This is a genomic window from Pseudomonas sp. IT-P176, from assembly GCF_949767245.1.
Lineage (GTDB): Bacteria > Pseudomonadota > Gammaproteobacteria > Pseudomonadales > Pseudomonadaceae > Aquipseudomonas.
Window position 1 is genome coordinate 64,754 of record NZ_CATKPN010000034.1, and the last position, 26,052, is coordinate 90,805.

The 26,052-nt window shown below is 60.7% G+C and carries 23 protein-coding genes; 10 read left to right on the top strand and 13 right to left on the bottom strand.

Features of this window, described 5'->3' with window-relative positions; all coding sequences use genetic code 11:
• Position 1 precedes the first annotated feature (1 nt).
• Positions 2–1,045 (top strand): phytanoyl-CoA dioxygenase family protein, encoded by a 1,044-nt coding sequence (locus ACM6IP_RS05895; protein WP_159997000.1) that lies wholly within the window; start codon positions 2–4, stop codon positions 1,043–1,045.
• A gap of 282 nt (positions 1,046–1,327) precedes the next feature.
• On the opposite strand, the gene ACM6IP_RS05900 is transcribed toward ACM6IP_RS05895, so the two are convergent.
• The 7 genes from ACM6IP_RS05900 to ACM6IP_RS05930 all read right to left on the bottom strand — a co-directional run bounded on the left by ACM6IP_RS05900 (position 1,328) and on the right by ACM6IP_RS05930 (position 9,172).
• Positions 1,328–1,753, bottom strand: coding sequence for a GNAT family N-acetyltransferase (locus tag ACM6IP_RS05900; RefSeq protein ID WP_095165229.1), 426 nt, complete (start codon positions 1,751–1,753; stop codon positions 1,328–1,330).
• Entirely contained in the window at positions 1,746–2,915 is a 1,170-nt protein-coding gene (locus ACM6IP_RS05905; RefSeq protein ID WP_320332605.1) for a cupin domain-containing protein, read from the bottom strand. The genes ACM6IP_RS05900 and ACM6IP_RS05905 overlap by 8 nt, the downstream gene beginning before the upstream one ends.
• Positions 2,916–3,001: 86 nt before the next feature.
• Positions 3,002–4,372: an adenylosuccinate lyase gene (gene purB / locus ACM6IP_RS05910; RefSeq protein ID WP_095165226.1), complete on the bottom strand. Its 1,371-nt coding sequence runs from the start codon at positions 4,370–4,372 to the stop codon at positions 3,002–3,004.
• A 124-nt stretch (positions 4,373–4,496) separates the two neighbouring features.
• Positions 4,497–5,120 (bottom strand): high frequency lysogenization protein HflD, encoded by a 624-nt coding sequence (gene hflD, locus ACM6IP_RS05915; protein WP_095165225.1) that lies wholly within the window; start codon positions 5,118–5,120, stop codon positions 4,497–4,499.
• Positions 5,117–6,241, bottom strand: a complete 1,125-nt coding sequence (gene mnmA / locus ACM6IP_RS05920; RefSeq protein ID WP_095165224.1) for a tRNA 2-thiouridine(34) synthase MnmA — start codon at positions 6,239–6,241, stop codon at positions 5,117–5,119. The genes hflD and mnmA overlap by 4 nt, the downstream gene beginning before the upstream one ends.
• Before the next feature lie 59 nt (positions 6,242–6,300).
• Positions 6,301–6,747, bottom strand: coding sequence for an NUDIX hydrolase (locus tag ACM6IP_RS05925; RefSeq protein ID WP_159996938.1), 447 nt, complete (start codon positions 6,745–6,747; stop codon positions 6,301–6,303).
• Positions 6,748–6,946: 199 nt separating this feature from the next.
• Positions 6,947–9,172, bottom strand: coding sequence for an NADP-dependent isocitrate dehydrogenase (locus tag ACM6IP_RS05930; RefSeq protein ID WP_401131178.1), 2,226 nt, complete (start codon positions 9,170–9,172; stop codon positions 6,947–6,949).
• A 491-nt stretch (positions 9,173–9,663) separates the two neighbouring features.
• Between ACM6IP_RS05930 and icd the strand changes: the two genes are divergently transcribed.
• Positions 9,664–10,920, top strand: a complete 1,257-nt coding sequence (gene icd, locus ACM6IP_RS05935) for an NADP-dependent isocitrate dehydrogenase (protein ID WP_007905029.1) — start codon at positions 9,664–9,666, stop codon at positions 10,918–10,920.
• Between the two features lie 86 nt (positions 10,921–11,006).
• Here icd and cspD read toward each other — a convergent pair whose 3' ends face one another.
• On the bottom strand, positions 11,007–11,273 hold the full coding sequence (gene cspD, locus ACM6IP_RS05940; protein ID WP_401131176.1) for a cold shock domain-containing protein CspD: 267 nt from the start codon (positions 11,271–11,273) through the stop codon (positions 11,007–11,009).
• Positions 11,274–11,499: 226 nt separating this feature from the next.
• Between cspD and clpS the strand changes: the two genes are divergently transcribed.
• Both clpS and clpA read left to right on the top strand, forming a co-directional pair.
• The gene (clpS, locus tag ACM6IP_RS05945; protein WP_093421263.1) at positions 11,500–11,862 is read left to right on the top strand and encodes an ATP-dependent Clp protease adapter ClpS; all 363 of its coding nucleotides are present in this window, start codon (positions 11,500–11,502) and stop codon (positions 11,860–11,862) included.
• Between the two features lie 29 nt (positions 11,863–11,891).
• Positions 11,892–14,162 (top strand): ATP-dependent Clp protease ATP-binding subunit ClpA, encoded by a 2,271-nt coding sequence (clpA, locus tag ACM6IP_RS05950; protein WP_095165219.1) that lies wholly within the window; start codon positions 11,892–11,894, stop codon positions 14,160–14,162.
• A gap of 340 nt (positions 14,163–14,502) precedes the next feature.
• On the opposite strand, the gene ACM6IP_RS05955 is transcribed toward clpA, so the two are convergent.
• The 5 genes from ACM6IP_RS05955 to trxB form a co-directional block, all read right to left on the bottom strand.
• Positions 14,503–14,865, bottom strand: coding sequence for a hypothetical protein (locus tag ACM6IP_RS05955; protein WP_414861153.1), 363 nt, complete (start codon positions 14,863–14,865; stop codon positions 14,503–14,505).
• A 312-nt stretch (positions 14,866–15,177) separates the two neighbouring features.
• Positions 15,178–15,396: a translation initiation factor IF-1 gene (gene infA / locus ACM6IP_RS05960; protein ID WP_002553999.1), complete on the bottom strand. Its 219-nt coding sequence runs from the start codon at positions 15,394–15,396 to the stop codon at positions 15,178–15,180.
• Positions 15,397–15,507: 111 nt separating this feature from the next.
• On the bottom strand, positions 15,508–16,215 hold the full coding sequence (locus ACM6IP_RS05965) for an arginyltransferase (RefSeq protein ID WP_095165218.1): 708 nt from the start codon (positions 16,213–16,215) through the stop codon (positions 15,508–15,510).
• Between the two features lie 29 nt (positions 16,216–16,244).
• Positions 16,245–16,955 carry a leucyl/phenylalanyl-tRNA--protein transferase gene (gene aat / locus ACM6IP_RS05970; RefSeq protein WP_095165217.1) on the bottom strand — a complete coding sequence of 237 codons (711 nt, stop codon included), beginning with the start codon at positions 16,953–16,955 and terminating at the stop codon, positions 16,245–16,247.
• A gap of 61 nt (positions 16,956–17,016) precedes the next feature.
• Positions 17,017–17,967, bottom strand: coding sequence for a thioredoxin-disulfide reductase (gene trxB / locus ACM6IP_RS05975; protein ID WP_159996932.1), 951 nt, complete (start codon positions 17,965–17,967; stop codon positions 17,017–17,019).
• Positions 17,968–18,274: 307 nt separating this feature from the next.
• Here trxB and ftsK point away from each other — a divergent pair, with 307 nt between their 5' ends.
• From ftsK to cysG, 6 genes are all read left to right on the top strand, one after another.
• Positions 18,275–20,680, top strand: a complete 2,406-nt coding sequence (ftsK, locus tag ACM6IP_RS05980; protein WP_095165215.1) for a DNA translocase FtsK — start codon at positions 18,275–18,277, stop codon at positions 20,678–20,680.
• A gap of 58 nt (positions 20,681–20,738) precedes the next feature.
• Positions 20,739–21,362, top strand: a complete 624-nt coding sequence (gene lolA / locus ACM6IP_RS05985; RefSeq protein WP_095165214.1) for an outer membrane lipoprotein chaperone LolA — start codon at positions 20,739–20,741, stop codon at positions 21,360–21,362.
• Between the two features lie 162 nt (positions 21,363–21,524).
• Positions 21,525–22,847: a replication-associated recombination protein A gene (locus ACM6IP_RS05990; protein WP_095165212.1), complete on the top strand. Its 1,323-nt coding sequence runs from the start codon at positions 21,525–21,527 to the stop codon at positions 22,845–22,847.
• Positions 22,847–23,221, top strand: a complete 375-nt coding sequence (crcB, locus tag ACM6IP_RS05995; protein ID WP_095165211.1) for a fluoride efflux transporter CrcB — start codon at positions 22,847–22,849, stop codon at positions 23,219–23,221. Before ACM6IP_RS05990 ends, crcB begins: the two co-directional genes overlap by 1 nt.
• Positions 23,222–23,237: 16 nt before the next feature.
• The gene (gene serS, locus ACM6IP_RS06000; RefSeq protein WP_095165210.1) at positions 23,238–24,518 is read left to right on the top strand and encodes a serine--tRNA ligase; all 1,281 of its coding nucleotides are present in this window, start codon (positions 23,238–23,240) and stop codon (positions 24,516–24,518) included.
• Positions 24,519–25,913 (top strand): siroheme synthase CysG, encoded by a 1,395-nt coding sequence (gene cysG / locus ACM6IP_RS06005; protein ID WP_095165209.1) that lies wholly within the window; start codon positions 24,519–24,521, stop codon positions 25,911–25,913.
• Positions 25,914–26,052 lie beyond the last annotated feature (139 nt).

Sequence of the window (26,052 nt, forward strand, 5' to 3'; positions counted from 1 at the left end):
CATGCCTGCATCACTCAAGGATCTCGGCCGCTATGCGGCACTCCCCTGGCATTGCCTGCAATTGCTGACCCACGCCAAATCGTTCGAGAACAACCCGGTACTGGGCAGCGCCCGGCTCAACGCCCTGGGCTTGCACGTACAGCGCCGACAGTTAGCCATGGGCATGGCCGCGATGCGTCGCCGGGCCCTGGCACCACGGCTGGACAGCGCAGAACTGGCGAGTTTCGAGGAGCAAGGGTTTTTCGTGCGCGAGAACGCCCTGCCCGCCGAGCAGTTTGCGGCCTTGCGCGCAGAACTGGGCGACCTGCGCAGCACTGGCTGGGAAATGCGCCAAGGCAAGGCGGTGACCCGGCGGGTCAGCCTCGACCAGGACGTGCTGGCGAAAAACCCGGCCAGCGCCGCCTTTGTCGCCGACCGTAGCGTGCGCGACCTGATTGCGTATGCCTCGTCGAACACCGGCGGGATCACCTATCAATTGCAGTCGATCGTGATCGATGGCGTGAACGCCGAGCAGGACCCGCAAACCCGCCTGCACGCCGACACCTTCCATCCAACGGCCAAGGCCTGGCTGTTTCTCGATGATGTGGCCGACGATCAAGGGCCGTTCAGTTACGTACCTGGCTCCCATCGCCTGACGCCGGAGCGCCTGGCCTGGGAGTATCGCCAAAGCCTCGGTGCGGCACGCTCCCACGAACAGATGCACCGCGAGGGCTCGTTCCGCATTCATGAACACGAATTGGCCGAACTGGGTTTGCCGGCACCTCGACGTTTCTCGGTCCCGGCCAACACCCTGGTGGTGGCCGACACCTCGGGCTTCCACGCCCGCTGCCCGAGCTTGCGCCCTAGCCATCGCGTGGAAATCTACGCCAGCCTGCGCCGCAACCCATTCATCCCCTGGCGCGGCGCCCACCTGTTCGCCCTGCCCTGGATCGCCAACCACCACATGCGCTGGGACATCCGCCTCAAGCGCCTGATGGGCTTCGACAAACGCAGCCACTGGCGCTTCATCGAACAGCTCAACGCCTACGAAAAGCCGTACATCTGAGATAGCGGTTTACAAGGCTTGCCCGCGGCGCTCTCCAGACCATCGCGAGCAAGCCGCAAGCGGGCGCTCGCTCCCACAGTGGTTCTGGGTGTTCGAAAATTTTGCTCACACCCACCAGACCTGTGGGAGCGGGCTTGCCCGCGATGGCGGTGTGTCAGGCAGCATCGATGTTGACTGTGCTGGCCTCATCGCGGGCAAGCCCGCTCCCACAAGGTCATGGGCAAGCCCTGTGGGAGCGGGCCGGGCGGCGCTCCGCTTGCCCGCGATGGCCGCAACCCGGTTTCAGGCCGAGTCACGCACCATGTCGACATGAGGAATCCCGGCTTCGAGGAACTCTTCACTGACAATCTTGAAACCCAGGCGCTCATAGAACGCTGTGGCCTGCACCTGGGCGCTGAGCATCTGCTGCTTGAGCCCGCGCTCCTCGGCTTCGCCGATCACCGCTTGCATCAAGGCGTCGCCGACTTTCAGGCCGCGCCAGTCCTTGAGTACCGAGACCCGGCCGATGTGGCCGTCGGACAGCAGGCGAGCGGTACCAATTGGAAAGTCGCCTTCAAATGCGAGGAAGTGCACGGCGCTTGCGTCGTCGGCATCCCATTCCAGCTCGGGTGGAACCGATTGCTCGGCGATGAATACCGCTTCACGAATGCGCCGGATCTCGGCGTTATCCTTTTGCCAGTCTGCGACACGTACGCGAATCTTATTCATCGGCAAACCCCAGGCTACCTTGCTTGACCAGTTCGCACAGCAGGCCGCGGCCGTCTTCGTCGCTCAGCCATTGGCCGAGGTTGTCGACATGCAGCGCGTCGGCGGCGCAAATCATTTTCAGCAGTTCGCGTAGTTTACCCGGCAGGTAACGGCTTTGGCCGCTGGCAAACAGCAGCAGGTCGTCGTCGACTTCGGACCAGGCCAGGCGCGCGCTCGGGTTGCGAATCAGCACCGCGCCTTGTTCCAGGGCGCCAAGGAAGTCGTCCTCGGTCACGTCTTCCGGTCCCGCAACCAACTCAGGGTAGCGCGGCTCGGTCATGAACTGGCCGAACCAGGTCAGCAGCAGGCGCTCGTCGCTCATGTGCTCGGCCAGCAGGCCTTTCAGGCGGTCGAGTGCGTCGTGCTGGATCTGGTGCGGGTCGGCAGCCGGTTGTGCGTCGGCGTCGGTGTAGCGTTCTTCGTCTGGCAGGAACTGGCTGAGGAAGTCAGTGAAGTGGGTCAGCACTTCAGCGGCGCTCGGTGCGCGGAAACCTACCGAGTAGGTCAGGCAGTCATCCACGGCGACGCCGCAGTGGGCCAGGCGTGGCGGCAGGTAGAGCATGTCGCCCGGCTCCAGGACCCACTCGTCGGTGGCTTCGAAGTCGGCCAGGATGCGCAGGTCGGCGTGTTGCAGCAGCGGGCTCTCGGAGTCGCACATCTGGCCGATTTTCCAGTTGCGCTGGCCATGGCCTTGCAGCAGGAACACATCGTAATTGTCGAAGTGCGGGCCAACACTGCCACCTGGGGCGGCGAAGCTGATCATCACGTCGTCGATGCGCCAGCTCGGCAGGAAGCGGAAGTTTTCCAGCAGTTCGCTGACTTCCGGCACGAACTGGTCGACAGCCTGCACCAGCAGGGTCCAGTCACGCTCCGGCAGCTTGCTGAATTCGTCTTCGGCGAACGGGCCGCGACGCAATTCCCAAGGGCGCTCGCCGTGCTCGATGACCAGGCGTGATTCGACTTCTTCTTCCAGGGCCAGGCCGGCCAGTTCGTCGGCGTCGATCGGGCTTTCGAAGTCAGGGATTGCCTGGCGGATCAGCAGCGGTTTTTTCTGCCAGTAGTCGCGCAGGAACTCGCGTGCAGTGATGCCGCCCAGAAGTTGCAGAGGAATATCAGGATTCATGTGTAACCTATTGAAAAAAAGCACTTTTCAGACGGGAATAAAAACGCCCGGCGCTGCCGGGCGTCTCAAACGGGTCAAGCGGTCGATCAGATGCGTCGAGCTTGCTCGACTGCGTTACCGATGTAGTTGGCCGGGGTGAGCAGTTTCAGCTCGGCCTTTGCCTCGGCAGGCATGTCCAGTGCATCGATGAAAGTCTGCAGCGCTTCAGGGCTGATGCCCTTGCCGCGGGTCAATTCTTTGAGCTTTTCGTACGGGTTTTCGATGTTGTAGCGGCGCATCACGGTCTGGATCGGCTCGGCCAGCACTTCCCAGCAGGCGTCCAGGTCAGCGGCGATTTTCTGCGCGTTGAGCTCCAGCTTGCTAATGCCTTTGAGGCTGGCTTCGTACGCGATCACGCTGTGGGCAAAACCCACGCCGAGGTTACGCAGTACGGTGGAGTCGGTCAGGTCGCGCTGCCAGCGGGAAATCGGCAGTTTGCTCGCCAGGTGCTGGAACAGTGCGTTGGCGATACCCAGGTTGCCTTCGGAGTTTTCGAAGTCGATCGGGTTGACCTTGTGCGGCATGGTCGAGGAACCGATTTCGCCAGCGATGGTGCGCTGCTTGAAATAACCCAGGGAGATGTAGCCCCAGATGTCACGGTCGAAGTCGATCAGGATGGTGTTGAAACGCGCGATCGCGTCGAACAGCTCGGCGATGTAGTCGTGCGGCTCGATCTGCGTGGTGTACGGGTTGAAACCCAGGCCCAGTTCGTCTTCGATGAAGGCGCGGGCGTTGGCTTCCCAGTCGATCTGCGGGTAGGCCGACAGGTGGGCGTTGTAGTTGCCTACGGCGCCGTTGATCTTGCCCAGCAGTGGCACGGCAGCGACCTGGGCGATCTGGCGCTCCAGGCGGTACACCACGTTCGCCAGCTCTTTGCCCAGGGTGGTCGGCGAAGCCGGTTGCCCGTGGGTGCGCGACAGCATTGGCACGTCGGCGAAGCGGATCGCCAGTTCACGGATGGCTTCGGCGGTCTGACGCATCAGCGGCAGCATTACGTCATCACGGCCTTCGCGCAGCATCAGCGCGTGGGACAGGTTGTTGATGTCCTCGCTGGTGCAGGCAAAGTGGATGAACTCACTGACGTTGGCCAGTTCCGGCAGCTTGGCCGCTTGCTCTTTGAGCAAGTATTCGATGGCCTTGACGTCGTGGTTGGTGGTGCGCTCGATCTCTTTGACGCGCTCGGCGTGCTCCAGCGAGAAGTTCTCGGCCAGTTCGTTGAGAACGGCGTTGGCTTGCGCGGAGAAGGCTGGCACTTCAGGGATGGCAGCGTGGGCGGCCAGGCGTTGAAGCCAGCGCACTTCCACCAGGACGCGAGCACGGATCAGGCCGTATTCGCTGAAAATTGGCCGCAGGGCCTGGGTTTTGCCGGCGTAGCGGCCGTCAACAGGGGAAACCGCAGTGAGCGAAGAGAGCTGCATGGGGTGTTCTCGGACAGTCGGGCAACGAAATGGGGCGCGTATCATACATGAAAAAATCCGCCGGTCCGTTGCCAACTGACCAGCGTATTACGCCTAACACGGTGTACATGACCCTTGATGCGACTTATTCGTTGCGCATCAATGGGTAAAGTTCTTTGAGCAATTTGCGACGGCTGATCACCAACTGCCAGCGGTGCCCACCCAGTTGCCGCCACAGGCGTGCCGAGCGGATGCCGGCCAGCAGCAGGGCGCGGATTTTCGAGGCATTGCTGGGTTGTTGCAGGTTGCGCATGTCGCCGTGCACCTGGATGCGCTGGCGCAAGGTGCTCAGGGTGTCCTGGTACAGGGCGCCACAGGCGGCAATCACGTTCTCGTGCGCCGGGCCGAAGTGTTCAACCTGGGACTGGATCTGGGGCAGGCGCTTGCCGATTTCCGCGAGCATGTCCTCGCGCTTGGCCAGTTGCCGCTCAAGACCGAGCATCGACAGGGCGTAGCGCAGTGGTTCGCGCTGCAGGGTGCTGGGGTCGCGCTCCAGGGCGCCAATCAACGCGCGATAGCCTTCGCGTAGGTTGAGGTCGTCGCCGCCGTAGACTTCCAGGGTGTCCTTGGGGTCGCGGATCAGCAGGCTGCCGAGCATGCAGGTCAGGCCGGCTTCGCTGACCTGGCCGGTCTTGGCGATCTTGTCCACCAGCACAGCGGCCAGGAAGACACCGCCCAGCGCGGTCAATTGCTCCTGAGTGGGGCTCATGCCTTGCTGCTCCAGGGCTCTGCGACTTCGATGACACCGCCACCGAGGCAGATCTCACCGTCGTAGAACACCACGGACTGGCCGGGCGTGACCGCGCGTTGCGGTTCATCGAAGGTGGCGCGATAGCCGGTCGCCGTTTGTTCCAGGGTGCAGAGCTGGTCGCCCTGGCGATAGCGGACCTTGGCGGTCAGGCGGCGCGGCTGGCTCAGGTCGACCGGGTTGACCCAGTAGATCTCGGAGGCGAGCAGGGCGCCGGAGAACAGCCATGGGTGGTTGTTGCCCTGGCCCACGATCAGCTCGTTGTGCTCCAGGTCCTTGACCAGCACGTACCAGGGTTCGTCGCCGGCGTCTTTCAAGCCGCCGATGCCCAGGCCCTGGCGTTGGCCGATGGTGTGGTACATCAGGCCATGGTGGCGACCGATCACTTCACCTTCAGTGGTCTTGATTTCGCCTGGCTGGGCCGGCAGGTATTGCTTGAGGAAGTCGCTGAAACGACGCTCACCGATAAAGCAGATGCCGGTCGAGTCTTTCTTCTTGGCCGTGGCCAGGTCGTGTTTCTCGGCAATCGCGCGGACTTCCGGCTTTTCCAGTTCGCCGACCGGAAACAGGGTCTTGGCGATCTGTTCACCGCCGACTGCGTGCAGGAAATAGCTCTGGTCCTTGTTCGGGTCCAGGCCCTTGAGCAGTTCGGTGCGGCCATCAATGTCGCGGCGGCGCACGTAGTGACCGGTGGCGATCAGGTCGGCGCCGAGCATCATGGCGTAGTCGAGGAACGCCTTGAACTTGATTTCACGGTTGCACAGGATGTCCGGGTTTGGCGTACGTCCGGCCTTGTATTCGGCCAGGAAGTGCTCGAACACGTTGTCCCAGTACTCGGCGGCGAAGTTGGCGGTGTGCAGCTTGATGCCGATCTTGTCGCACACGGCCTGGGCGTCGGCCAGGTCATCCATGGCGGTGCAGTAGTCCGTACCGTCGTCCTCTTCCCAGTTCTTCATGAACAGGCCTTCCACCTGGTAACCCTGCTCGATCAGCAGTAGGGCGGAAACGGAAGAGTCCACGCCGCCGGACATGCCGACAATGACGCGCTTCGATTGGGTGTCAGAAGGGGCTGGATCACGCATGGGAATTTAATGAGTGTCTTGAAAAAGGACGCGATTCTAACAGGCTGGCGCCCGCAAGGCTAAAGAGAAGGACGGATCAGTTCGAGACTGAAGCAATTTCCCTGCAGATAATCGTCGATGCAACGGATGATCAGCTCGCTGCGCCAGTTGTCGCGCTGGGCCAGCAACTCGTCCCGGGTCAGCCACTTGGCGCCGACGATACCGTCGTCCAGTGGGTAATCGGGGTGGTGTTTGATCGCTTTGGCGATGAAGCAGACCCGTTGGTAAGTCACGCCGTTGCTGGGGGCGGTGTACAGGTAAATGCCGACCACGCCGGTCGGTTCAACGTCCCAGCCGGTCTCTTCGAGGGTTTCGCGCACGGCGGCTTCGGTCAAGGTCTCATCCGGATCCAGATGGCCGGCGGGCTGGTTGAGTACGTTGCGACCAGCCTTGTGCTCTTCAACCATCAGAAAGCGGCCGTTGTCCTCGACGATGGTGGCAACGGTGATGTGGGGTTTCCAGTCCATGAAGTGTCCTCGGTCGTGAGCAATGAAACCCTGTGGGAGCTGGCTTGCCAGCGATAGCAACGGGGCAGTCATCATCAATGTTGAATGATAAGCCGCCATCGCTGGCAAGCCAGCTCCCACAGGGGCCTGTGTCGATCAATAAAAGTCATAAACACAAACCCCGGCACATGGCCGGGGTTTGTGGTGTTCCCTTACAACCTTACACCAGCGCAGCAATCGCCGCGTTGAAGGTGTTGCTCGGGCGCATGGCCTGGCTGATCAGCTCGGCATTGGCGTGGTAGTAACCGCCGATGTCCACTGGCTTGCCCTGGACGGCGTTGAGCTCGGCAACGATGGTTGCCTCGTTCTCGGTCAGGGTGCTGGCCAGTTGGCTGAACTGCGCCTGCAGTGCAGTGTCTTCGCTCTGGGCGGCCAGGGCTTGTGCCCAGTACAGCGCCAGGTAGAAGTGGCTGCCGCGGTTGTCGATGTTGCCGACTTTGCGCGATGGCGACTTGTTGTTGTCGAGGAACTGGCCAGTAGCCTGGTCCAGGGTCTTGGCCAACACCAACGCTTTAGGGTTGTTGTAGGTCACGCCCAGGTGTTCCAGGGAGGCGGCCAGGGCCAGGAACTCGCCCAGCGAATCCCAACGCAGGAAGTTTTCTTCCAGCAGTTGTTGCACGTGCTTGGGTGCCGAACCGCCAGCGCCGGTTTCGAACAGGCCGCCACCGTTCATCAGCGGCACGATCGACAGCATCTTGGCGCTGGTGCCCAGTTCCATGATCGGGAACAGGTCAGTCAGGTAGTCGCGCAACACGTTGCCGGTCACCGAGATGGTGTCCTTGCCTTCGCGGGTGCGCTGCAGGGTGAACTTCATGGCGTCGACCGGTGCCATGATCTGGATATCCAGGCCGGCGGTGTCGTGGTCCTTCAGGTAAGCCTGGACCTTCTCGATCACCACGCCATCGTGGGCGCGCATTGGGTCCAGCCAGAAAATCGCTGGGGTGGCGCTGGCGCGAGCGCGGTTGACGGCCAGTTTGACCCAATCCTGGATCGGCGCGTCCTTGGTCTGGCACATGCGGAAGATGTCGCCGGCCTCAACCGGTTGCTCCAGCAGGGTGCGGCCAGCGCTGTCGGAAACACGAACCACACCGTCAGCCTTGATTTGGAAGGTCTTGTCGTGGGAACCGTATTCTTCGGCTTTTTTCGCCATCAGGCCAACGTTTGGCACGCTGCCCATGGTGGTTGGGTCGAAGGCGCCATTGACCTTGCAGTCTTCGATCACGGCCTGGTAGATGGTGGCGTAGCAGCGATCCGGGATCACGGCCTTGGTGTCGTGCAGTTGGCCGTCGGTGCCCCACATTTTGCCGGAGTCACGGATCATGGCCGGCATCGATGCGTCGACGATCACGTCGCTTGGCACGTGCAGGTTGGTGATGCCTTTGTCGGAGTTGACCATCGCCAGGGAAGGGCGAGCGGCGTAGACCGCCTGGATGTCAGCTTCGATCTGCGCTTGCTGGTCGGCCGGCAGGGCCTTGATGCGAGCGTACAGGTCGCCGATACCGTTGTTCAGGTTAAAGCCGATCTGTGCCAGCACGTCTGCGTGCTTGGCCAGGGCGTCTTTATAGAACTCGGCAACGATCTGGCCGAACATGATCGGGTCGGAGACCTTCATCATGGTGGCTTTGAGGTGGACCGACAGCAGTACACCCTTGGACTTGGCGTCTTCGATCTCGGCGGCGATGAAGCTGCGCAGGGCGTTTTTGCTCATGACTGCGCAATCGAGGATCTCACCGGCTTGCACGGTGGTCTTGGCCTTCAGGACGGTGGCGGTGCCGTCCTGGGCGATCAGTTCGATTTTCACGGCGTCAGCGGCGTCGATCAGGGCGGCCTTTTCGCTGCCGTAGAAATCGCCGGTGCTCATGTGCGCAATGTGGGACTTGGAGTCCTTGGCCCATGCGCCCATTTTGTGCGGGTGCTTGCGTGCGTAGTTCTTGACCGACAGCGGTGCGCGACGGTCGGAGTTGCCTTCACGCAGAACCGGGTTTACCGCGCTGCCCTTGATCTTGTCGTAACGAGCCTTGGCGTCTTTGTCGGCATCGCTGGTCACGGTTTCCGGGTAGTCCGGCAGTGCATAGCCCTGGGCTTGCAACTCTTTGATCGCGGCCTGCAGTTGCGGTACCGAAGCACTGATGTTCGGCAGCTTGATGATGTTGGCTTCAGGCGTAACGGCCAGGGCGCCCAGTTCGGCGAGGTGGTCGGCTACGGCTTTGTCACCCAGTTGCTCGGGGAAGCTTGCCAGGATGCGCCCTGCAAGGGAGATATCGCGGGTTTCCACGGCAATATCGGCGGAAGCGGTAAAGGCTTCTACGATCGGGAGCAGGGAATAGGTGGCGAGGGCGGGAGCTTCGTCGGTGAAGGTGTAGATGATCTTCGAGCGGGTGGGCATATTCGGATTAACTCTCTTCTTTGCTAAAAGCGTGCGCGGAAATTCGAGGGGCGCCGGGTAAGCGCGTTCGTTCAAAGTCATCCATGAGCCGAATGTCGAGATTTCGTCGCGGTGATGTTGGGTGCATCAGTCGAGCGTCAAGCGCTCGGGTTGCGGTAACAACCCGGCTTTTCGGGCCGAAACTCTTGTAGTAGAGGGCTCGGCCGTCGTGACTCTGTGGTCAGCGGCGGCATTATACATAGGTAGCTGGCAAAACGCCGATGGTTCATACACCTCCGGTCTCGTCCATTGGTCTAAAGGTCGCACCCGGTGCTGCGGCGTAGAGTCGCTCCATGTGCTTGAGTTTGGCAGTTTCCCCTTTGCTTTCAGGCTTGTAGGCCGCGAACTGGTTAGCTTGGCGGCAGATGAGTGGAACATGAGGTTCCCGTGCAGATTCAACTGGGGTACGCTCGAACGCAGCCAGATGTTCAATCCACACAACGGAGTTCAGCATGGGATACAAGAAGATTCAGGTTCCAGCAGTCGGCGACAAAATCACCGTCAATGCAGACCATTCTCTCAATGTTCCTAACAACCCGATCATCCCTTTCATTGAAGGTGATGGTATTGGTGTTGATATCAGCCCGGTCATGATCAAGGTTGTCGATGCTGCTGTTAAGAAGGCTTACGGCGGCGAACGCAAGATTTCCTGGATGGAAGTGTATGCCGGGGAAAAAGCGACTCAGGTTTACGATCAGGACACCTGGCTGCCTCAGGAAACCCTGGACGCAGTCAAGGATTACGTGGTTTCCATCAAGGGCCCGCTGACCACCCCGGTCGGTGGCGGTATCCGTTCGTTGAACGTGGCCCTGCGTCAGCAACTCGACCTTTACGTCTGCCTGCGCCCGGTGCGCTGGTTCGAAGGTGTGCCAAGCCCGGTGAAGAAGCCAGGCGACGTCGACATGACCATCTTCCGTGAGAACTCGGAAGACATCTATGCCGGTATCGAGTGGAAAGCCGGCTCGCCGGAAGCGACCAAGGTCATCAAGTTCCTGAAAGAGGAAATGGGTGTCACCAAGATCCGTTTCGACGAAAACTGCGGTATCGGCGTCAAGCCGGTTTCCCTGGAAGGCACCAAGCGTCTGGCGCGCAAAGCCCTGCAATATGTGGTCGACAATGATCGCGACTCGCTGACCATCGTCCACAAAGGCAACATCATGAAGTTCACCGAAGGTGCCTTCAAGGAATGGGCCTACGAAGTGGCGGCCGAAGAGTTCGGCGCGACCCTGCTCGACGGCGGTCCGTGGATGCAGTTCAAGAACCCGAAAACCGGCAAGAACGTCATCGTCAAGGATGCTATCGCCGATGCCATGCTCCAGCAGATCCTGCTGCGCCCGGCAGAATACGACGTGATTGCGACCCTGAACCTGAACGGCGACTACCTGTCCGACGCCCTGGCGGCTGAAGTCGGCGGTATCGGTATCGCGCCAGGTGCCAACCTGTCCGACACCGTGGCCATGTTCGAAGCCACCCACGGCACTGCGCCGAAGTACGCCGGCAAGGACCAGGTCAACCCGGGCTCGCTGATCCTGTCCGCGGAAATGATGCTGCGCCACATGGGCTGGACCGAAGCGGCCGACCTGATCATCAAGGGCACCAATGGCGCTATCTCGGCCAAGACCGTGACCTACGACTTCGAGCGCCTGATGGAAGGCGCCAAGCTGCTGTCTTCTTCGGCGTTTGGCGATGCCCTGATCTCGCACATGTGAGCTGAGCGGCATTAAACAAAAACCGGCCGGCTCAAGTGATTGAGTCGGCCGGTTTTTTTATGCAAAGCCTGCGGTCAGTGAGGGTCTCAGGCGGTAACGGAGTGTTCTTGCGGGGTTGTGTTGATTGCGCCGGCTTCAATGGCGGCACCGATGTTCACGGCGTGCAGGCCCTTGGGGCCCTGGATGATCTCGAAGACCACCGCCTGGCCGGCCTTCAAGGTTTTGTATCCCTCCATCTGGATCGCCGAGTAGTGGGCGAACAGATCGTCCGTTTTGCCGTCTTCATTGATGAAACCGTAACCCTTGGCATTGTTGAACCACTTGACCTTGCCATTGATCTTGACGCCTGACATACCCAACTCCCTCTGCAACAGACTCCATCACTGGAGTATCATCCAGTTGATCCTGCTCAAATCCTGCAAATAGGGTTTGACGGCACGGACCTTTTTTACCCACTGTGGGCTCTATTGGTTGTAACACTGATTTGCCGATAGTCAAGGCGACCGGACAGTCAGAGTTGAAAAGCTCTGGGACCGCCCCCACCACTGTATTCAGCTCAACAGACGAACCTTTCTTTCCATGCATGCAATCAGCCAGATTCGACTAACATTCAATCAGGATCGCCCGGATTCACACGACGACGATTCCGCAGGCATTGCTGTACAGGAGGCAAAGCCTGCTTTACAGGCGCCGCCGATGTACAAGGTGGTTTTGTTCAATGATGACTACACACCGATGGATTTCGTCGTCGAAGTGCTCGAGGTGTTTTTTAACCTGAATCGTGAGCTGGCGACCAAGGTAATGCTGGCCGTCCATACAGAAGGACGGGCAGTATGCGGATTGTTTACCCGTGACATCGCCGAGACCAAGGCCATGCAGGTCAACCAGTACGCCAGGGAAAGCCAGCATCCGCTACTCTGTGAAATCGAGAAGGACGGTTAACGCCGACCACTTGGGTATGAGGTGAAGCTATGTTAAACCGCGAGCTCGAAGTCACCCTCAATCTCGCCTTCAAGGAGGCGCGTTCGAAACGTCATGAGTTCATGACCGTCGAACACCTCCTGTTGGCACTATTGGATAATGAGGCAGCCGCCACCGTTTTGCGTGCCTGCGGCGCAAACCTCGACAAACTCAAGCACGACCTGCAGGAGTTCATCGACTCCACCACGCCTTTGATTCCCGTCCATGACGAGGATCGTGAAACCCAGCCAACCCTGGGCTTCCAGCGTGTACTGCAACGTGCTGTCTTCCATGTGCAGAGCTCGGGCAAGCGTGAAGTGACCGGCGCCAACGTGCTGGTCGCGATCTTCAGTGAGCAAGAGAGTCAGGCGGTGTTCCTGCTGAAACAGCAGAGCGTTGCCCGCATTGATGTCGTCAACTACATCGCCCACGGCATTTCCAAAGTGCCGGGGCATGGCGATCACTCTGAAGGTGAGCAAGATATGCAGGACGAGGAAGGTGGTGAATCTTCTTCTTCAAGCAATCCGCTGGACGCTTATGCCAGCAACCTCAACGAACTGGCCCGCCAGGGTCGTATCGACCCGCTGGTCGGGCGTGAAATGGAAGTTGAGCGAGTGGCGCAGATTCTCGCGCGCCGGCGCAAGAACAACCCGTTGCTGGTGGGCGAGGCAGGCGTGGGTAAAACCGCGATTGCCGAAGGCCTGGCCAAGCGCATTGTCGACAACCAGGTGCCTGATCTGTTGGCCAATGCCGTGGTCTACTCCCTGGATCTCGGTGCGCTGCTGGCAGGTACCAAGTACCGTGGCGATTTCGAGAAGCGCTTCAAGGCGCTGCTCAATGAGTTGAAAAAACGTCCGCAGGCCATTCTGTTCATCGACGAAATCCACACCATCATTGGTGCGGGTGCCGCCTCTGGTGGCGTCATGGACGCTTCGAACCTGCTCAAGCCGCTGCTGTCGTCGGGTGATATCCGCTGCATCGGTTCGACCACGTTCCAGGAATTTCGCGGGATCTTCGAAAAAGACCGCGCCCTGGCACGACGTTTCCAGAAGGTCGATGTGTCGGAGCCTTCGGTGGAAGACACCATTGGCATCCTGCGCGGCCTCAAGGGTCGTTTCGAAGCGCACCACAACATCGAATACAGTGATGAGGCCTTGCGCGCCGCTGCCGAACTGGCCTCGCGCTACATCAACGACCGGCACATGCCGGACAAGGCCATCGACGTGATCGACGAGGCGGGCGCCTACCAGCGTCTGCAGCCGGTCGAGAAACGCGTGAAACGCATCGAGGTGCCTCAGGTCGAGGACATCGTGGCGAAAATCGCGCGGATTCCGCCTAAGCATGTCACTAGTTCCGACAAGGAGCTGCTGCGCAACCTTGAGCGTGACCTCAAGCTGACGGTATTTGGCCAGGATGCCGCGATCGACTCGCTGTCGACTGCGATCAAACTGTCCCGTGCCGGTCTCAAGTCGCCGGACAAGCCAGTGGGCTCATTCCTGTTCGCCGGTCCTACCGGTGTCGGCAAGACCGAGGCGGCTCGCCAACTGGCGAAGGCGCTGGGGATCGAGCTGGTGCGGTTCGACATGTCCGAGTACATGGAGCGTCACACCGTATCGCGTCTGATCGGTGCGCCGCCGGGTTACGTCGGGTTCGACCAGGGCGGTCTGTTGACCGAAGCCATCACCAAGCAGCCGCATTGCGTGTTGTTGCTCGATGAGATCGAGAAGGCGCATCCGGAAGTCTTCAACCTGCTGCTGCAGGTCATGGACCACGGTACGCTCACCGATAACAACGGGCGCAAGGCGGACTTCCGCAACGTGATCGTGATCATGACGACCAACGCCGGCGCCGAAACTGCGGCCCGTGCGTCGATCGGCTTCACCCATCAGGACCACTCGTCCGATGCGATGGAAGTGATCAAGAAGAGCTTCACGCCGGAGTTCCGTAACCGTCTGGACACCATTATCCAGTTTGGTCGCCTCAGTCATGAGGTCATCAAAAGTGTGGTGGACAAGTTCCTTACCGAGCTTCAAGCGCAGTTGGAAGACAAGCGCGTGCAGCTGGAAGTGACCGATGCCGCACGCAGCTGGCTGGCGGCGGGTGGCTACGATTCGGCAATGGGCGCTCGTCCAATGGCCCGTTTGATCCAGGACAAGATCAAGCGTCCGCTGGCGGAGGAGATCCTGTTTGGCGAGTTGGCCGATCATGGTGGCGTGGTGCATATCGATATCAAGGACGGCGAGCTGACCTTCGATTTCGAGACCACGGCGGAAATGGCCTGACGGTTGGTTGTGTTAGAGCAGAAGGCGCCGGGAGGCGCCTTTTTGCTGTGTGGGGTTTGCTGCTTGGGGTTTGGGGGTTTGGGGGTTTGGGGGCATATCCGTTGCTGCGGTAACGGCGGCTTAGGGTTTCGCCCTTACGGCGAGGCACTTTTGTCAAACGACACAAAAGTACCCAAAAAGTCTTGCCCCAGCGTTCGGCCCCTCGCTAAGGCTCGGGGTGCCTTCGCTACGGTGCCCATCAGGGGGCATCGCCTACGGTTTGCTTCGCTGCACCTCCTCTCGATGTGTGCGGCTTCGCCGCACGGCGCTACGCGCCTCCCCCCCTGATGGACACCTTCGCTCAGCCTGCCGAAGGGGCAGGTGGATCAAGATCAAAAGCAAGAGCACGGCGACCTGACAGTCGGCCTGAGTGGTAAGAGCGAACGAGGCGGCCTACCGGCCGGCCTGTTTGCCCTGCGTACAAATCCCCCTTGCTCGCGATGGCGATCCGCGCCACACCGTTGGCATTGGCATTGGCATTGGCATTGGCATTGGCATTGGCATTGGCGTTTGCTTTGCTTTGCTTTGCTTTGCTTTGCTTTGCTTTGCTTTGCTTTGCTTTGCTTTGCTTTGCTTTGCTTTGCTTTGCTTTGCTTTGCTTTGCTTTGCTTTGCTTTGGCTCTTGATCTTTCGCCCCTTCGGCAGGCCGAGCGAAGGTGTCCATCAGGGGGATAGGCGCGTAGCGCCGTGCGGCGAAGCCGCACACATCGAGAGGAGGTGCAGCGAAGCAAACCGTAGGCGATGCCCCCTGATGGACGCCGTAGCGAGGGAACACTGAGCCTTAGCGAAGTGCCGTACGCCGGGGCGAAGCCTTTTGCTTACTTTTCGGCGTTTGGAAAAGTGAGTCGCTGTAAGAGCGAAACCGCCGGCGGCCGTAACCGCAGAAACGGATATGTACTCAATCTACACAAGCAACAGACAAACAGCAGACAAACAAAAACGCCCGGCATAAACCGGGCGTTTTGTATTGACTTGATTAGCGAGCGCGGTAAGTGATGCGCCCTTTGCTCAAGTCATAGGGCGTCAGCTCGACGCGCACTTTGTCACCGGTAAGAATACGAATGTAGTTCTTGCGCATCTTGCCGGAAATATGCGCGGTTACGACGTGCCCATTTTCCAACTCCACACGAAACATGGTGTTGGGCAGGGTGTCGACGACAGTGCCTTCCATTTCGAAGCTGTCTTCTTTCGACATGCAGTAAAGCCCTCGGTGTCCAATGAATGGCCCGGTGCAACTGCGCCAGGCAAAAGCGGCGTGCATTGTGCCCGAAAAATGGGGTTTAAGCCAAGGGCTTTAGGGTTGACCCTAGTTCAGAACCACCCAGCGCTGGTTAATCAGCAGCTCTATGGGGCGATATTGGGTCTTGTAGTTCATTTTTTTGCAGTTCTTGATCCAGTACCCCAGGTACACCGCATCCAGCCCCAGGCGGCTGGCCTCGCCGATTTGCCAGAGGATCGCGTAGCGTCCCAGGCTGCGGCGCTCTTCTGCGGGCTCGTAGAAGGTGTAGACCGCGGATAAACCATTGGGCAGCAGATCGGTCACGGCGATGGCCAGCAGCCGGCCTTCCAGGCGGAACTCGTAGAACCGGGAAAAGGGCAGGTCGCGCACCAGGAAGGTGGAAAACTGATCGCGACTGGGCGGGTACATGTCGCCATCGGCGTGCCGTTGTTCGATGTAGCGCTGGTAAAGGTCGAAATATTCTTCGCTGAACCCTGGTTTGGCTGGGCGTACCTGCAAGTCGGCGTTGCGCTTGAAAATGCGTTTCTGCTGCCGGTTGGGGGTAAATTGCGCCACGGGGATACGGGCAGGCACGCACGCATTGCAGTTCTGGCAATGGGGCCGGTACAGGTGATCGCCGCTGCGCCGAAAACCCATTTCCGACAGGTCTGCGTAGACATGCACATCCATGGGCTGGCTAGGGTCGAGGAACAGCGTGGTCGCCTGCTCCTCTGGCAGATAGCTGCAAGAATGGGGCTGAGTGGCATAAAACTTGAGACGCGCCAACTCGGTCATGGATCAACCCTCGGGGGTAAGCCGTTCAATTAAGTGTAAGCCACAGGCGTCAAAGTCGCCTGATAAACCCATGTGGCGCGGTTGGGCTGATCGAGGTGGCGGGCCAGATAATCGGCGAACTCCCGGCGCGCAATCGAGCGGGCGCCCAGGCTGTGCAGGTGGTCGGTGGGCATCTGGCAGTCGATGAGGACGAAACCGGCCTCCCGCAGGTGCTGCACCAGGCTGGCAAAGCCAACCTTGGAGGCGTTGTCGGCGCGGCTGAACATCGACTCGCCGAAAAACAACTGACCCATGGCTAGGCCGTACAGGCCGCCCACCAGCACGTCCTGGTCCCAGACTTCCACGCTGTGGGCGTGGCCACGGGCGTGTAGCTCTCGGTAGGCGTCCTGCATGGCGTCGGTGATCCAGGTGCCGTCGGCATAGTCCCGGGGCGCTGCGCAGGCGCTGATCACGGCGGCGAAGTCCTGGTCGAACGTCACCCGGTAGCGTTGCTGGCGCAGCAGTTTGCCGAGGCTGCGCGAGATATGCAGTTCGTCGGGAAACAACACCGTGCGCGGATCGGGAGACCACCACAGGATCGGCTGTCCTTCGGAAAACCAGGGGAAGCAGCCGTGGCGATAGGCTTGGACCAGGCGATCGGCAGACAGATCGCCACCGGCGGCGAGCAAGCCGTTGGGCTCGCGCAGGGCTTTTTCCAGCGGTGGGAAATTCAGGGAGTCGCGTTGTAACCAGGTCAGCATGGTATCCAGCTTGCAGTAGGGGAGGGCAGCGGCAGCGCCGGGCTACCGCTCATCATCCGGGTCAGTTGTCGTCGAGGTATTTTTCAGCGTCCAGCGCCGCCATGCAACCCGCGCCGGCAGATGTCACTGCCTGGCGGTACACATGGTCGGCTACGTCGCCTGCGGCAAACACCCCGGCAATCGCGGTGGCGGTGGCATTGCCCTCACTGCCGCCCTGGACCCGCAAGTAGCCATCATGCATCGGTAACTGGCCCTGGAACAGCTCGGTATTGGGTTTGTGGCCAATAGCAATGAAGACTCCGGCCAGGGGCAGCTCACGGGTTTGCCCGCTCAGGCTGTCCCGCAGGCGGGCGCCGGTCACGCCGCTGGCATCGCCGAGGACTTCGTCCAGGTTCTGGTTCCAGTGCAGGCGGATATTGCCGTTGGCGGCTTTTTCGAACAATTTGTCCTGGAGGATTTTTTCCGAACGCAACTTGTCGCGACGGTGAATCAGGTGCACTTCCCGGGCAATGTTGGACAGATACAAAGCCTCTTCTACTGCCGTATTGCCGCCACCCACGACGGCGACCACTTGGTTGCGATAGAAGAACCCGTCGCAGGTCGCGCAGGCCGAGACCCCCTTGCCGGCAAAGGCTTCTTCTGACGGCAGTCCCAGGTACTGCGCCGAGGCGCCAGTGGCGATGATCAAGGCATCGCAGGTGTAGGTGGCGCTGTCGCCAATCAGCTGGAACGGGCGTTGCTGCAACTTGGCGGTATGGATGTGGTCGTAGACGATCTGTGTGTCAAAACGCTCGGCGTGTTTTTGCATGCGTTCCATGAGTGCCGGGCCGGTCAGGCCTTCGACGTCGCCGGGCCAGTTGTCGACTTCGACCGTAGTGGTGAGCTGGCCACCAGCCTGCATGCCGGTGATGACCACCGGTTTGAGGTTGGCGCGGGCGGCATAAACGGCAGCGCTGTAACCGGCAGGACCGGAACCCAGAATGATCAGGCGTGAATGCTTCGCATCGCTCATAAAAACACCTCATAAGCCTTTGTCACAAAAGACAATGCATGCTCAAATTGAATCGCGTGCCAGAGACTTCTGGCTATGCTGTAGCCATGGACTTGAAGCATGGCATCGGCCGTACAAACCCGTACAATGCAAGGCTGTAACAATGCTTTACGGAAAAAAGCACAGCGTGCCGTGTTTATAAAAACCCAAGCGCAGTGTTAAAAGTAGTCCCAGTTGCGCCTCTACACTTTTTTACCTGCCTGGATTGGGCAGTTTTTTATAGTCATTCAACAGATGGACGCGCCCCTGGCGCAGGAAAAGTAGCGTTTTGAAGAAATCCACCGCAGCACCTAAACCAGTCGTTCCGCTTTGGCGTCAACACCTGCACTACCGACTCAAGGAAGGTGCGTTGATCGCCATCGGGGCCTTGTGCCTGTTCCTGATGATGGCCTTGCTGACCTATGGCAAGGACGATCCGGGCTGGAGCCACAACAGCAAGATCGATGACGTGCAGAACTTCGGCGGCCCGGCGGGCTCCTACAGCGCCGACATCCTGTTCATGGTGCTGGGGTATTTCGCCTATATTTTCCCGCTGTTGCTGGCGATCAAGACCTATCAGATCTTCCGCCAGCGCCACGATCCGTGGGAGTGGAGCGGCTGGCTGTTCTCCTGGCGCCTGATCGGCCTGGTGTTCCTGGTGTTGTCCGGCGCGGCCCTGGCCCATATCCATTTCCACGCCCCCACTGGCTTGCCAGCCGGCGCCGGTGGCGCGCTGGGCGAAAGCCTGGGCGAGTTGGCCAAGAATGCGCTGAACATCCAGGGCAGCACCCTGATGTTCATTGCGTTGTTCCTGTTCGGCCTGACCGTGTTTACCGACCTGTCGTGGTTCAAGGTGATGGACGTCACCGGCAAGATCACCCTCGATCTGTTCGAACTGTTCCAGGGTGCCGCCAATCGCTGGTGGGCCGCGCGTACCGAGCGCAAGCAACTGGTCGCGCAATTGCGTGAAGTGGATGATCGGGTGCATAACGTCGTCGCACCGACCGTGACCGACAAGCGCGAGCAGGCCAAGGTCAAGGAACGCTTGATCGAGCGCGAGCAGGCCCTGAGCAAGCACATGTCCGAACGCGAGAAACAGGTCCCGCCGGTGATTGCCCCGGCGCCACCGAAACCCGCCGCCCCAAGCAAGCGCGTGGAGAAAGAGAAGCAGGCGCCGTTGTTCGTCGACAGCGCCGTGGAAGGCACCTTGCCGCCGATCTCTATTCTCGACCCGGCGGAAAAGAAACAACTCAACTATTCGCCTGAGTCGCTGGCGGCGGTCGGGCATCTGCTGGAAATCAAACTCAAGGAGTTCGGGGTCGAGGTCTCGGTGGACTCGATTCACCCGGGTCCGGTGATTACCCGCTACGAAATCCAGCCGGCGGCGGGGGTCAAGGTCAGCCGTATTTCCAACCTGGCGAAAGACCTCGCGCGCTCGTTGGCAGTGACCAGTGTGCGGGTGGTGGAAGTGATTCCGGGCAAGACCACGGTCGGTATCGAGATTCCCAACGAAGACCGGCAGATCGTGCGCTTCTCCGAAGTGCTGTCGACCCCGGAATACGACAACTTCAAGTCGCCGGTGACCCTGGCCCTGGGCCACGACATCGGCGGCAAGCCGATCATCACCGACCTGGCCAAAATGCCGCACCTGCTGGTGGCCGGTACCACCGGTTCCGGTAAGTCGGTGGGGGTCAACGCAATGATCCTGTCGATCCTGTTCAAGTCCGGCCCGGAAGACGCCAAGCTGATCATGATCGACCCGAAAATGCTTGAATTGTCGATCTACGAAGGCATTCCGCACCTGCTCTGCCCGGTGGTCACCGACATGAAGGACGCCGCCAACGCCCTGCGCTGGAGCGTGGCCGAGATGGAGCGGCGCTACAAGCTGATGGCCAAGATGGGGGTGCGTAACCTGTCCGGTTTCAACCAGAAGGTGCGCGAGGCGCAAGAAGCCGGCACGCCGTTGACCGACCCACTGTACAACCGCGAAAGCATTCACGACGAAGCGCCGCTGCTGACCAAGCTGCCGACCATCGTCGTGGTCGTCGACGAATTCGCCGACATGATGATGATCGTCGGCAAAAAGGTTGAAGAACTCATTGCACGTATCGCGCAGAAAGCCCGTGCGGCCGGTATCCACCTGATTCTCGCGACCCAGCGTCCATCGGTGGACGTGATCACCGGTCTGATCAAGGCCAACATCCCGACGCGCATGGCGTTCCAGGTGTCGAGCAAGATCGACTCGCGGACCATCATCGACCAGGGCGGCGCCGAGCAACTGCTGGGCCACGGTGACATGCTCTACATGCCACCTGGCACCAGCCTGCCAATCCGGGTGCACGGTGCGTTCGTTTCCGATGACGAGGTTCACCGCGTGGTGGAGGCCTGGAAATTGCGCGGCGCTCCGGAATACAACGACGACATCCTCGCCGGTGTCGAAGAAGCCGGCAGCGGCTTTGAAAATGGCGGCGGCGGTGGTGACGATGACGCCGAAACCGATGCGCTCTACGACGAAGCCGTGCAGTTCGTGCTCGAAAGCCGCCGCGCGTCCATCTCGGCGGTGCAGCGCAAGCTCAAGATCGGCTACAACCGCGCGGCGCGCATGATCGAAGCCATGGAAATGGCCGGGGTCGTGACCTCCATGAATACCAACGGCTCGCGTGAAGTCCTGGCCCCTGGCCCGGTGCGCGACTGATCAGTGCCGCGTGACCTCACGCGGCGCGTCATTCAAACGAATCTCTATGAGGACTCCCATGCGTCTTATCCGCATGTTGCTGTTGCCGGTACTGGCTTTCACCACCCTCTCGGCCCATGCCGATGACAAGGACGTGGCGCGTCTGACTCAACTGCTGGAAAAGTCCCAGACCCTGAGTGCGCGTTTCTCCCAGCTGACCCTCGACGGCAGCGGTACCCAGTTGCAGGAAACCACCGGCCAGATGTCGCTGCAGCGCCCGGGCCTGTTCTACTGGCACACCGATGCGCCGCAGGAACAGTTGATGGTTTCCGATGGCAAGAAGGTCTCCCTGTGGGACCCGGACCTGGAGCAGGTCACCATCAAGACCCTCGACCAGCGCCTGACCCAGACCCCGGCGCTGCTGCTCTCCGGTGATGTGTCGAAGATCAGCCAGAGTTTTGATATCAGTGCCAAGGAAGCCGGCGGCGTGATCGATTTCACCCTCAAGCCGAAAACCAAGGACACCCTGTTCGACAACCTGCGCCTGTCGTTCCGTAATGGCCTGGTCAACGACATGCAACTGATCGACAGCGTCGGCCAGCGCACCAATATCCTGTTCACCGGCGTGAAAGCCAACGAGCCGATCCCGGCATCCAAGTTCAAGTTCGACATCCCCAAGGGTGCCGATGTGATCCAGGAATAACCAGCCGCAAAGCGCCTGTGGGAGCGGGCTTGCCCGCGATGGCGCCGGTACATCCAGCATTGATGTGACTGATGCGCCGCTTTCGCGGGCGAGCCCGCTCCCACAGGGATTGTGTTGTCAAGCACATCGACGTCAGGCCCCAGTGAGGTTTCAAACGTAGTCATGGATCTGTTTCGAAGTGCCCCGATCGCTCAGCCACTGGCCGCTCGCTTGCGCGCGGCGAACCTGGATGAGTACGTCGGCCAGGAACACCTGCTGGCCCGCGGCAAGCCCTTGCGCGAGGCGCTGGAGCAGGGTGCCCTGCATTCGATGATCTTCTGGGGACCGCCGGGTGTGGGCAAGACCACCCTGGCGCGTTTGCTCGCGGAAGTTTCGGATGCACACTTCGAAACGGTTTCGGCGGTGCTGGCCGGGGTCAAGGAGATCCGCCAGGCAGTGGAAGTGGCCAAGCAGCAGGCTGGGCAATACGGCCGCCGCACCATCTTGTTCGTCGACGAAGTGCATCGCTTCAACAAGTCGCAGCAGGATGCGTTCCTGCCCTATGTCGAGGACGGCACGCTGATTTTCATCGGCGCGACCACGGAAAACCCTTCGTTCGAACTCAATAACGCTTTGCTGTCGCGGGCACGCGTGTACGTGCTTAAAAGCCTCGACGAGACGGCCCTGCGCAAGCTGGTGCAGCGCGCGCTGACCGAAGAGCGGGGCCTGGGCAAGCGCAACCTGAGCCTCAGCGACGAAGGCTTCCAGATGCTGCTGTCGGCCGCCGACGGCGATGGTCGGCGCCTGCTCAACCTGCTGGAAAACGCCTCGGACCTGGCTGAAGACAACAGCGAAATCGGCACCGATCTCCTGCAAAGCTTGCTCGGTGACACTCGTCGTCGTTTCGACAAGGGCGGTGAAGCCTTCTACGACCAGATTTCCGCTTTGCACAAATCGGTACGTGGCTCCAACCCCGACGGCGCGCTGTACTGGTTCGCGCGCATGATCGACGGCGGGTGCGACCCGCTGTACCTGGCCCGGCGCGTGGTGCGCATGGCCAGCGAAGACATCGGCAATGCCGACCCGCGCGCCCTCAGCCTGTGCCTGGCAGCGTGGGAAGTGCAGGAGCGCCTGGGCAGCCCCGAAGGCGAACTGGCGGTGGCCCAGGCCATCACCTACCTGGCTTGCGCACCGAAAAGCAACGCGGTGTACATGGGCTTCAAGACTGCCCTGCGTGCCGCTGCCGAGCACGGTTCGCTGGAAGTGCCTCTGCACCTGCGCAATGCGCCGACCAAGCTGATGAAGCAATTGGGCTATGGTGACGAATACCGCTATGCCCACGACGAACCGGATGCTTATGCCGCCGGGGAAGACTATTTCCCGGAAGAGCTCGAGCCGATCCCGTTCTATCAACCGGTGCCCCGTGGCCTGGAGTTGAAAATCGGCGAGAAGCTCAATCACTTGGCCAAACTCGACCGTTTAAGCCCTAGGCAGCGGAGAAAATAGTGCTTGCACTGATTGTTGCGGTTTCCGTCGGCGGGGTGGCCGGCACGTTATTGCGCTTTGCCACCGGCAACTGGATCAACGCCAATTGGCCGCGGCACTTCTATAGCGCGACGCTGGCCGTTAATATCGTGGGCTGTCTGCTGATTGGCATTTTGTACGGCCTGTTTTTGACTCGCCCGGAAGTACCCCTGGAGGTGCGCGCCGGGTTGATGGTTGGCTTTCTTGGCGGCCTGACGACTTTTTCATCCTTTTCACTGGATACGGTGCGCTTGCTGGAAAGCGGGCAAGTGCCGCTGGCCCTGGGCTACGCGGCCATCAGCGTATTCGGCGGGCTGCTCGCGACCTGGGCTGGCCTGTCCCTGACCAAACTTTGATAAACGAGAGACCGACATGCTCGATTCCAAACTGTTACGTAGCAACCTTCAGGACGTAGCGGACCGCCTGGCATCCCGTGGTTTTGTGCTGGATGTCGCGCGCATCGAAGCGCTGGAAGAACAGCGCAAGACCGTCCAGACCCGCACCGAAGCACTGCAGGCTGAACGTAACGCGCGTTCCAAATCCATCGGTCAGGCCAAACAGCGCGGCGAAGACATCGCACCGTTGATGGCCGACGTCGAGCGCATGGCCAACGAACTGGGGGCCGGCAAGGTCGAGCTGGACGCGATCCAGACCGAGCTGGATGCCATCCTGCTGGGCCTGCCGAACCTGCCGCATGAGTCGGTGCCGGTAGGCGCAGACGAAGACGGCAACGTTGAAGTGCGTCGCTGGGGCACCCCGGCCACCTTCGATTTCGAGGTCAAGGACCACGTCGCCCTGGGCGAGAAGTTCGGCTGGCTCGACTTTGAAACCGCCGCCAAGCTGTCCGGTGCCCGTTTTGCCCTGCTGCGCGGGCCGATTGCCCGTCTGCACCGCGCCCTGGCGCAGTTCATGGTCAACCTGCACACCACCGAACACGGTTACGAAGAGGCCTACACCCCTTATCTGGTGCAAGCGCCGGCCCTGCAAGGCACTGGGCAACTGCCGAAGTTCGAGGAAGACCTGTTCAAGATCAGCCGCGAAGGCGAGGCCGATCTGTACCTGATCCCGACTGCCGAAGTGTCGCTGACCAACATCGTCGCCGGCGAAATCGTCGATGCCAAGCTGCTGCCGATCAAGTTCGTCGCGCACACCCCGTGCTTTCGCAGTGAAGCCGGTGCCTCGGGTCGTGATACCCGCGGGATGATTCGCCAGCACCAGTTCGACAAGGTTGAAATGGTCCAGATCGTCGAGCCGTCGACCTCGATGGAAGCCCTCGAAGGCCTCACCGCCAACGCCGAGAAGGTCCTGCAATTGCTGGAACTGCCTTACCGCACCCTGGCGCTGTGCACTGGCGACATGGGCTTCAGCGCCGTCAAGACTTACGACCTGGAAGTGTGGATTCCGAGCCAGGACAAATACCGCGAGATTTCCTCGTGCTCCAACTGCGGTGATTTCCAGGCCCGACGCATGCAAGCGCGTTTCCGTAACCCGGAAACCGGCAAGCCTGAGCTGGTGCACACCTTGAACGGTTCTGGCCTGGCAGTCGGTCGGACCCTGGTGGCGGTGCTGGAAAACTACCAGCAGGCCGACGGTTCGATCCGCGTGCCAGACGTGCTGAAACCCTACATGGGTGGCCTTGAGGTCATCGGCTAAATGAAATATCTGCCACTGTTTCACAACCTGCGCGGTAGCCGTGTGCTGGTGGTCGGTGGAGGGGAGATTGCCTTGCGCAAATCCCGCCTGCTGGCCGATGCCGGTGCGCTGCTGCGGGTCGTTGCACCCGAGATCGAAGTCCAGCTGCGTGAGCTGGTGCAAAACAGTGGCGGCGAACTGCTGGTGCGCGGCTATCAGGAATCGGACTTGGATGGCTGCGGGCTGATCATTGCCGCTACCGATGACGAAACCTTGAACGCGCAAGTCTCCGCCGATGCCCATCGGCGTTGCCTGCCGGTCAATGTGGTGGACGCGCCTGCCCTGTGCAGCGTGATCTTCCCAGCGATCGTCGACCGTTCGCCGCTGATCATTGCGGTGTCCAGCGGCGGTGATGCACCGGTGCTGGCGCGGCTGATCCGGGCCAAGATCGAAACCTGGATTCCGTCGACCTACGGCCAGTTGGCGGGCTTGGCGGCGCGTTTCCGTGACCAGGTCAAAGGCCTGTTCCCGGACGTGCAGCAACGCCGTGGCTTCTGGGAAGACGTGTTCCAGGGACCGATCGCCGATCGGCAACTGGCCGGGCAGGGCGCCGAGGCCGAACGCTTGCTGCAAGCCAAGCTGGCGGGTGAAGCCAGCGTGACTACCGGCGAGGTGTATCTGGTGGGCGCGGGCCCGGGTGATCCGGACCTGTTGACCTTCCGCGCCCTGCGCCTGATGCAGCAGGCGGACGTGGTGCTGTACGACCGCCTGGTGGCGCCAGCGATTCTCGAACTCTGTCGGCGCGACGCCGAGCGTGTCTACGTCGGCAAGCGTCGCGCCGATCACGCAGTGCCCCAGGACCAGATCAACCAGCAACTGGTGGACCTGGCTCGGCAAGGCAAGCGTGTGGTGCGACTCAAGGGTGGCGATCCGTTCATCTTTGGGCGCGGCGGCGAAGAAATCGAAGAGCTGGCGGCCCAGGGCATCCCGTTCCAGGTGGTGCCGGGCATTACCGCTGCCAGCGGTTGCGCAGCCTACGCCGGGATTCCCTTGACCCACCGTGATTACGCGCAATCCGTGCGGTTTGTCACCGGTCACCTGAAGGACGGCACCAGCGACCTGCCGTGGAGCGACCTGGTCGCACCGGCCCAGACCCTGGTGTTCTACATGGGCCTGGTGGGCTTGCCGATCATCTGCGAGCAGTTGATCAAGCACGGCCGTGGCGCGGACACGCCAGCGGCGTTGATCCAGCAGGGCACTACCGCTAACCAGCGAGTCTTCACCGGCACCCTGGCCGACCTGCCACGCCTGGTGGCGGAGCATGAAGTGCATGCGCCGACCCTGGTGATCGTGGGAGAGGTGGTGCAGCTGCGTGAGAAACTGGCATGGTTTGAAGGGGCGCAAGCGCAGGTCTGAAGTCCGCGTTGCCAATATCGCGGGCATCCGCGCCCACAGATGACTTGTGCTGGACACAAATCCCCTGTGGGAGCGGGCTTGCCCGCGATGGGCATAGCTATCTACACAACGTTTTAGCGGTCTCTGGGCCGGGCGGGGT